Origin of the sequence: Mesorhizobium sp. M1A.F.Ca.IN.022.07.1.1, assembly GCF_003997575.1 — a bacterium.
In the GTDB taxonomy this organism is placed as follows: domain Bacteria; phylum Pseudomonadota; class Alphaproteobacteria; order Rhizobiales; family Rhizobiaceae; genus Mesorhizobium.
The window spans coordinates 1-7439 of record NZ_RZST01000293.1; the positions used below are offsets into that span (position 1 = coordinate 1).

12 protein-coding genes are annotated in these 7439 nt (G+C 61.7%); 6 read left to right on the plus strand and 6 right to left on the minus strand.

Annotated elements, in window-relative coordinates:
* Together EOA75_RS25290 and EOA75_RS25295 are read left to right on the plus strand one after the other, a co-directional pair.
* Positions 1–785: flavodoxin family protein (locus tag EOA75_RS25290; protein WP_164747551.1), on the plus strand; the 785-nt coding region annotated here is incomplete at its 5' end.
* Between the two features lie 32 nt (positions 786–817).
* The gene (locus tag EOA75_RS25295; protein ID WP_127325436.1) at positions 818–1819 is read left to right on the plus strand and encodes a YihY/virulence factor BrkB family protein; all 1002 of its coding nucleotides are present in this window, start codon (positions 818–820) and stop codon (positions 1817–1819) included.
* On the opposite strand, the gene EOA75_RS25300 is transcribed toward EOA75_RS25295, so the two are convergent.
* From EOA75_RS25300 to EOA75_RS25320, 4 genes are all read right to left on the minus strand, one after another.
* Positions 1715–2116 carry a hypothetical protein gene (locus EOA75_RS25300; protein WP_127325437.1) on the minus strand — a complete coding sequence of 134 codons (402 nt, stop codon included), beginning with the start codon at positions 2114–2116 and terminating at the stop codon, positions 1715–1717. The two genes, EOA75_RS25295 and EOA75_RS25300, sit on opposite strands and share 105 nt — an antisense overlap.
* A 316-nt stretch (positions 2117–2432) precedes the next feature.
* The gene (locus EOA75_RS25305) at positions 2433–2612 is read right to left on the minus strand and encodes a hypothetical protein (protein WP_082953924.1); all 180 of its coding nucleotides are present in this window, start codon (positions 2610–2612) and stop codon (positions 2433–2435) included.
* A 102-nt stretch (positions 2613–2714) separates the two neighbouring features.
* Positions 2715–2912, minus strand: coding sequence for a hypothetical protein (locus EOA75_RS25310; protein WP_067325226.1), 198 nt, complete (start codon positions 2910–2912; stop codon positions 2715–2717).
* A 571-nt stretch (positions 2913–3483) separates the two neighbouring features.
* Positions 3484–3687: a CsbD family protein gene (locus EOA75_RS25320; protein WP_066999415.1), complete on the minus strand. Its 204-nt coding sequence runs from the start codon at positions 3685–3687 to the stop codon at positions 3484–3486.
* 219 nt (positions 3688–3906) lie between these two features.
* Between EOA75_RS25320 and EOA75_RS25325 the strand changes: the two genes are divergently transcribed.
* Positions 3907–4317: an HD domain-containing protein gene (locus EOA75_RS25325; protein WP_067325217.1), complete on the plus strand. Its 411-nt coding sequence runs from the start codon at positions 3907–3909 to the stop codon at positions 4315–4317.
* Between the two features lie 11 nt (positions 4318–4328).
* Here EOA75_RS25325 and EOA75_RS25330 read toward each other — a convergent pair whose 3' ends face one another.
* Entirely contained in the window at positions 4329–4808 is a 480-nt protein-coding gene (locus EOA75_RS25330; RefSeq protein ID WP_127325439.1) for a hypothetical protein, read from the minus strand.
* Between the two features lie 128 nt (positions 4809–4936).
* On the opposite strand from EOA75_RS25330, the gene EOA75_RS25335 reads away from it, so the two are divergent.
* The 3 genes from EOA75_RS25335 to EOA75_RS25345 all read left to right on the plus strand — a co-directional run bounded on the left by EOA75_RS25335 (position 4937) and on the right by EOA75_RS25345 (position 6808).
* Positions 4937–5182, plus strand: a complete 246-nt coding sequence (locus EOA75_RS25335; RefSeq protein ID WP_067325210.1) for a hypothetical protein — start codon at positions 4937–4939, stop codon at positions 5180–5182.
* 32 nt (positions 5183–5214) lie between these two features.
* Complete coding sequence (locus EOA75_RS25340) at positions 5215–6273, plus strand: PAS domain S-box protein (RefSeq protein ID WP_245466730.1); 1059 nt, start codon at positions 5215–5217, stop codon at positions 6271–6273.
* A gap of 175 nt (positions 6274–6448) precedes the next feature.
* Entirely contained in the window at positions 6449–6808 is a 360-nt protein-coding gene (locus tag EOA75_RS25345; protein ID WP_066999436.1) for an SPW repeat protein, read from the plus strand.
* Between the two features lie 366 nt (positions 6809–7174).
* Here EOA75_RS25345 and EOA75_RS25350 read toward each other — a convergent pair.
* Positions 7175–7439, minus strand: a 265-nt coding sequence (locus EOA75_RS25350) for a BrnA antitoxin family protein (protein WP_245466731.1), incomplete at its 5' end; no start/stop codon positions are given.

Genomic DNA, 7439 nt, shown 5'->3' on the forward strand with positions numbered 1-7439 from the left:
CCCGCATCCTGCTCATAAACGGCTCCTCGCGCAGCGAGCACACCTGCCCGGGCGAAATGTCGAAGACCTTCCGCCTTGTCGAGTTGGCGCGCAGCGCCATTGCAGCAAGACCGGGCTTCGCGATCGAGGTTCTCGACCTCGCGCGGCTCGCCTCCGAATACGGCCGCCGGATCTTTCCCTGCAAGGCGTGCTTCTCGACCGCGGCTGCGCTCTGCCACTGGCCATGCTCCTGCTACCCCAATCATTCGCTCGGGCAGGTCAATGACTGGATGAACGACATCTACCCGCTCTGGGTCGAGGCGCATGGCGTCATGATCGTCACGCCGGTCAACTGGTATCATTCCTCCTCGCCGGTGAAGCTGATGATGGACCGGCTTGTCTGCGCCGACGGCGGCAATCCCGATCCTTCGCTGACGCAGGGCAAGGATGCCGCGCTCGCCAAGAAGGTCGAGCTTGCCGGCTGGGACTATCCGCGCCATCTCGCCGGCCGGCTGTTCTCCGTCATCGTGCATGGCGACACCGAAGGTGCCGGAAGGGTGCGCCACAGCCTCGCCGACTGGCTGCGCTCGATGAAGCTCGATCCGGTGGGCGAGGCTGCCGAGCTCGACCGCTACATTGGCTACTGGAAGCCCTATGCGACGAGCCATGACGAGCTCGACGCCGACCATGCCGTGCAGACGGAAGTCCGCAATGCCGCGCTGGCGCTCGCCGAAGCCGTCGAGAAGCGTCGCGCGGGTTCGTTCCAGACCATCGGAGCCGGGCTCGAGGATCCGCGCCCCAAATAGCCGACGAGGAGAAGCAGCCGACGGGAAGGAAGATGCAGCGCTGGTTCCAGGAAGCCTGGGTTGTGCTGAAAGAGAGCATCACCGGCTATGTCAACGACAATGCGCTGAGCCATGGCGCTGCGATGGCCTTCTACGCCACGACCTCGCTGGCGCCGATCCTTCTGATCGTGGTAGCGATCGCGGGCATCGTCATCGGCAACGACGCCGCGCAGCTCGCGCTTTCGGCTGAGTTCGCGGGGGTGATGGGCCCGCAGAGCGCCGAACTGCTCACGGCGGTGATCGAGACCGCCGCGCATCGCGGGTCCAGCACGCTGGCCACCCTCATCGGGCTGATCACGCTGCTTGTCACCGCCTCCGGCGTCTTCGGAGAGATGCAGCAGTCGTTGAACGAGATATGGAAGGTCAAGCCCAGCGGCGTTTCGCTTTCGCGCCTGGTGCGGGCGAGGGCGGCAAGCCTCGGGCTGGTGGCAGCTCTTGGCTTCATGCTTCTGGTGTCGCTCGCCGCAAGCACGGCGATCTCGGCGCTGAGCGAGGTCATCAACCAGCACCTGCCGTTCGGCGAGCTGATCGTGAGCGCGATCAACACGATCGTCTCCTTCGTGCTGATCGCGCTGCTCTTCGCGGCGATCTACAAGGTCCTGCCGGACCGCAGGCTCAAATGGCGCGACGTCGGCGTCGGTTCCATCGTCACCGCGCTGCTCTTCACCATCGGCAAGTCGCTGATCGGCTGGTACATCGGCACCAGCGCCATCGGCACTTCGTATGGCGCTGCCGGCGCGCTGATGGTCGTGCTGGTCTGGGTTTACTACTCGGCACAGATTTTCCTCTTCGGTGCCGAGATCACCCGCGCCTATTCGGTGCGGAGCGGCAGCCGGCAGGATCTCGCGCCGGTGGTGGCGGCCAGCGACGAAACGGCAAGGTCAGGCAGGTCACCGCAACCGGGCGTGCCGGACGGCGAGGTCGTCAGATGGATCGTCCTCAGCAGCCTGATCACGGTGCTGGTCTCGGAGATCCGGCGCTGGCGGCAGGGGTGAGGATGCTGGCCGCCGGTTCGAGAGTTGGCCGTTCTCTGCCTGTCGCTCCTGCTGACGCTTTTCGACTTCGTAGGAAAGCCAGCGGCAGAACATCCCGATGATCGAGGTGGCGGCGCCGCCAAACAGGCAGGCAATCAGCAACGGATTTTGCGAAACGTGCTCCCAACTGACGATCGCCAGCAGCATCACGCTTACCGTTGAGATCGAATAGCCTATGCCCTTGAGCAGATGCAGCGACGATATGGTCATCCCGGCCCGCCTTTCAGGTGCAACAATCAGCGGCAACCGAAGTTCCATGCACCCAGTGCCAGGCGCTTGGCAGCGGTTTCGCCGCTGTGTGCGAGCCGTTGAAACCTTGTCCAGCCGAATGCGTTGCCTCACGTATCAATTGCGGGAGGAAGTCGTCACGATGCCAAAGACAGGGCCAGGTTGGGAGCAGGCCTATCAACCGCTCGAATTCGCCCAAAAGCACGGCCTGACCCTGAGGCAGGCTGAGATCGTCATCCAGACCAATGGACCGTCCAAATACAAATGCGATCTGGCGGCTCCGATTTTTCTCAAAGCGCTGAAGCAGCTCGCAAAGAATCGCGGGACGCCTGGCCGGCAGGCAGCATCAGTGTCGGCTTTTGAGGAACCGGGCTTCGCGCAGCAGCGAAGGCCAGTCGGTTCCGATTAGCTTGATCAACTCGCGGGCATCGTTTTCCGAAATGTCCGCGTCCTTTGCCAACCGGTGGGCGAGCATTTGAACATCGGCCTCCGTTTGCTGCACCTGCTTTCCATCATTTCCAACCATGGCGCGCCTCCTCTCAGACAAGAACTTTCGAGGTGGCCGTATGTTTCATTTTGGCGGCAAGAGGCAGGCCGCTGGCGAACCTAAGGTTCGCGCAGGCTTGCGCTACTTGCGTTTGGCCTTGAGCTTTTCACTCAATTCGACCGGATCGCGGCAGCCGTTCTCAAACAAAATCAGCGCGTGCCTTGCCGCATGAAGCCGCTCCTCACTGTCCGACGGTATGCGAAATGTGCGGCAGTAGTCGTCGAGAGCGGCTGCGAGGATGACCAAATCCTCGGGGTCGAGGAAACCCGGAAAAACCATAGCTCTCCCTCCCGATGACAGGTGAAAGTGAAAGCGTGGTCCGCGCTTACAAACGCTGGCCTGGGTTTGGGAGTTGCGGATAAGCGCTGGCGGCGGGGTCACATGTTGTGTCACCCTGCCATCAAGCGGAACTTTCTCGCGTCACGGACGGAGCGGTTTGGAACCCCGGGCTTTGCCACCGAGCACAGCACTGTGCGCTTCTGGCCGAAGTCCGCTGCGGGTTCGAGAAAGATGGTATCCGATCGCCCGAGGCGATGGCGCCTAGCGCTTCCGCTTTGCGGCGGCGGCAGGCTTAGGCCCCAGGGTCACGAGCGCCTCGCGCATTATCCGCAGGGCTTCATCGGGGGTAAGGCCGCATTTGCGGGCAAAATAAATCGCTTCGGAAGCCTCCGATCGCGAGGCTGCGGCGATAACGGACAAGGCCGGTCTCGATTTCTTCTTGGCCATCGTTCACCGTGCCACGAATCGCTTAGTCAACTAATATAACGTCCCTGTTCTGAAATCAAAATTCCGGCTTTCGACGCCGCAGCCCCGATCGGGGCTGCGGGCTCATTTCATCCGGCGGCGGATCTTACCAGCCCTGGCGACTCGCCCAGTCGTCGATGTCGCGGCGGATGCGATCCTTCTCGATGCCGTAGCGCTCTTGGATCTTGCCTTCGAGCTGCTCGCGGTTGCCGGCGATGCGGTCGAGGTCGTCATCGGTGAGCTTGCCCCACTGTTCCTTCACCTTGCCCTTGACCTGCTTCCAGTTACCTTCGACGCGGTTCCAATCCATGGTGCAGACCTCCTTTGTGTTTGCGTAAATGCTAACGACTGCGCGGGCCGCGGGTTCCTGTTTTTCGGCCGGACACGAGGGAACATTTGAACGCTGCTCATGTTCTGCCGCAGTATGGCGCGCCGTCCCCTGCAAGGCGTGCCGGTGGACCGGGTCGGGACCCAATCCTGCCCGTCTCGTTGTCCCGTTGGGGCGGGCTTCCAATAGATCGAGGAGATCATGCTTTACCAGGCAGCGAAGATCGCCGAAGAGGCCCATCGCGGCCAGAAAGACAAGACCGGCCGTCCCTTTATCGAACATCTGAGACGCGTCGCCGATGCGGTCGAAACGCTTGACGAGAAAACCGTCGCCTACCTGCACGACGTGGTCGAGAAAGGCGAGGGGTGGACGCTCGATCGGCTCGAGGCCGAGGGCTTCGGCTTTCCGGTCGTCGCCGCCGTCGACGCGCTGACGAAAAGAATGGACGAAAGCGAGCACGACTTTGTCTGCCGTGCGGCGTCCAACGAGCTTGCGCTGCCTGTCAAGCAGGCGGACCTCAAGGACAATCTCTGGCAGGCGCACCAGGCGGGCATCGACCCCGAGAAGTACGAGAACGGACTGCGCCTGCTCGACGAGTTGACCAGCGAGTGACTGGAATTGCTCTAGCCCTTGTCGCTCACCTGCAGCAGATCCGCCGACTCGGGTGAAAGGAGCGAGCGTTCTCGCAACGCCTTTTCCAGGTCGTTGCGGCTGTCAGCCGGGCAGGCGTCGGGCAGGTCGAGCGCCGTCAGCGCCTCTTCGTCGAATTCGATGGCCCCGCCATAGAGCTGAGCCACCTGCATCACCAGACTCTCGATATCCTCGCGGGCAATGTTCTCAGCGAGATTCATCAGCCTGATTTCTTCCGACAATTGGATAATGTTGACGATGCCGTTTTCCCGCAAAGCCCGCTGGACCTTGTGGTGAGCGTCGTTGCGCAACCGGTCGGAAAATCCTCGTAACATCGGAAAAACCTCCTTTCGCGGCGGTTCATCCCTCTGCCGGCCATAATGCGCCGACGTCGCTCGGTTGGCAACTAAAAAATGGAAAAGCCGTAAAAAAATCAATAAGTTAGCATAGACCGGCAAATGCGGTGTAGCCATATCGTTAGCACCGCCAGCGTCCCCCGCCTTTGTTGTCTCGCATGACCTTGACGTCTTTTGAGCCGAATCCTACTTTTACTAGCAGTGAGTGACATACTCATTCGTGTCATGACCTGCGGGAGGCTAGGGTGGTTGAATTGGAGCGGCCGCAAAGGCTGCAGATCATGTTGACGGAAGAGGAACTGGCGGCAGTCGAGAACTGGCGGTTCGAGAAACGCATGCCGAGCCGCTCGGCCGCCGTGCGCGAGCTTCTGCGAAGGGGCCTCGCATCCGAAGGTTTCCTGACAGCCGAGACCGGCATGAAGTCGCAGGATTTCGGCGTGCTGGATCCAGCAAAGGGGAATGGCGAAAATCCTGACCCCTCCAAGGCTTAGCCGCTTGCTATGAGATTCGGCCGCGCTAACTAATGCCCATGGTGACATCCGGGGGCAGGGAATTTGAAGATGCCAGCGCCAATGCGCGTCTGGCCGCCATTGTCGATTCTTCGTTCGATGCCATCATCGGCAAGGATCTGAACAGCACCATCACCGACTGGAACCGCGCGGCAGAACGCATGTTCGGCTACAGCGCGGAGGAAGCCATCGGCCAATCGATGCTGCTCCTTATCCCGGAGCATATGCACGACGAGGAGACCGACATTATCAGCCGCATCCGCCGGGGCGAGGGCGTGGCAAATCTCGACACGATGCGAAAGCGCAAGGACGGCTCGCTCGTTGCCGTTTCGGTAACGGTGTCGCCGATCAGGAGCCTTGCGGGCGAGATCGTCGGCGCCTCCACGATCGCGCGCGACACCACCGCCGCCAGGGAAAATGAGCGCCGCATCCGGCTCCTGATGCGCGAGGTCAACCACCGTGTGAAGAACCAGTTCGCGGTGATCCTGTCGATGGTCAGGGAAACCAACAAGCGTTCTGCCAGCCCCAGCGAGTTCGAGGAGATGATCCGAGCCCGGATCATGGCGCTGTCGCGCTCGCACGATCTGCTGGTCACCTCGGAATGGGCAGGCGCCAGTCTCTTCGACCTCATCCAGGAACATCTGAAACCGTTTGGTCATGAGGAGCGCATCTCGCTTTCCGGCCCGCTTTTGACGCTGCAGTCGAATGCCGTGCAGAATCTCGGCATGGCCTTCCACGAGCTTGGCACCAACTCGTCGAAATATGGCGCGTTGGCGGGCGAGGGCGGGCATGTCGAGATCACCTGGACGGTCGAGACCGGCCCGAAGGCGCAGCGCCACTTTCACCTTGTCTGGCAGGAGAGGTCGAATGGCCATGCCAATGGCGAGCCGGACGAGACGGCGCGCAAGGGTTTTGGCACCGTGGTGCTGCAGCGGGTGGCGCCGCAATCCCTCAGCGGCTCCTCCAGTCTCGAGCGCTCGTCCGGTGCGTTGAAATGGTCGCTGACGGCACCGCTCGAGGCCATTGTCATGCCACAGCTGGGCGCTGAGAGCGGAAGCGACTTTTACGGATGAGGGTCCGTTCCGGAAATCGAAGGCATTTGCCGTAAGGGGCTTGTGCGGCGCGCAATACGGCTACCGCGGAAGGTTCCCTTGTCGCTCCGTAAAAATGTATTACATCATGTAACATAGCGTGCGCATTGCACGCGATTGCAGTTGCTTTGGTCTGGCTTCATCGATGGAGGTTGTCATGGCAAGCAAACTGATGGAAGAAAGGAAGAGCAAGGACTGGGTTATCCTGGTCCTCGCGATCTGCCTGTTCATCTCACCCTGGGTCATCGGATTCACCGCGGCAATGATGCCCGCGTGGAACGCCTGGATTGTTGGCGTCCTGCTCGGTGCGCTGGCGCTCGCGACGCTTTCGGTGTTCGCCGAATGGGAGGAATGGGTAAATCTCGTGCTCGGGCTCTGGCTGATCGTGTCGCCCTGGCTGCTGGGCTTCGCGGCGGACAGGAACGTGATGCTCACGCACGTCATCCTTGGCGTGCTCGTGGTCGCGGCATCTGCCTGGGCCGTCTGGGACGTCCGTCATCCCCACGCGCATGCGTGAGCGGTGATTAAGGGAGCCCGCCGCGCAAGCGGCGAGCTCCTTTGAAAGACAATTCCAGGAAAAGCGTGCAGCCGGTTTTCCGGCCGGAACTGCAAGGAAGACCAATCGGGGCACGGGGCTGAGCAACGGTTGCGACCTCACGCAATTGCTGCAACCGGAAACCTTTTCGTGCATTCTTGGGAATGGCACCGATGCTCCATCCCGATCAGCCTGCCAAATGCTGCTCCTATTGCGGCGGCCGCGATCACGAGTTCGAGGCGTGCCCGAAGCGCAAGGCCGACGCCGAGAAGGAAAAGGCCGCGCGGGAGCCCGAGCCGGCCGGCCTGCTTCAGACTGACCTGAGCATCGCCAAACTGCCAGGGCAATCTAGCGAGCGTGGCGCTTTAGTTTCGCGGCCTTGCGCAGATCGTCGTTCATCCGCGTCTGCCAGCCGGGACCTTGGGCGCGGTAAGCGCTGACCACATCGGGGTCGAGCTTTAGCGAAACGGCCACTTTCTTGACTTCGGCGCGCGGCCGGCCCGGCTTGCGGCGCGGCAATGTTTCCGCAGGCTGCGCATCCGGATCGGCCAACGCCGCCGCCCTGATCGCCGCATCTTTCTGTTCGGACATGCGCGAAAGCGCGGCCCGGGCG